This is a genomic window from Citrobacter sp. TBCS-14 (assembly GCF_005280805.1).
Taxonomy (GTDB): domain Bacteria; phylum Pseudomonadota; class Gammaproteobacteria; order Enterobacterales; family Enterobacteriaceae; genus Citrobacter; species Citrobacter gillenii.
Genome location: NZ_SZWM01000103.1, coordinates 1 through 212, shown reverse-complemented (window position 1 = coordinate 212; position 212 = coordinate 1). Strand labels below are relative to the sequence as shown.

Annotated in this window: 1 protein-coding gene; it reads right to left on the bottom strand. The window is 42.9% G+C overall.

From position 1 onward, the window contains the following. Positions 1-212: transposase (locus FDX22_RS00570; protein WP_186805266.1), on the bottom strand; the 212-nt coding region annotated here is incomplete at both ends.

The following is a 212-nucleotide window of genomic DNA, read 5'->3' as shown; positions in this document are numbered from 1 at the left end:
GTTACACCGGTTTGATTGAGTTTGATAACCATCTCTTCCAAGTGGTCATCTCGACGTCCATAAGCGGGAAGCAAAGCTGGACTAAAGTTCCCATTACGATCTCTAGGAATGCTCAACTGAACAGTCCCATATTTGGTTTCAAATTGCCGTGAATAGCTTCCGTTACGACTATTCCCAGAATTATAGCCTACTTTATCGTAAGGTTCATACCC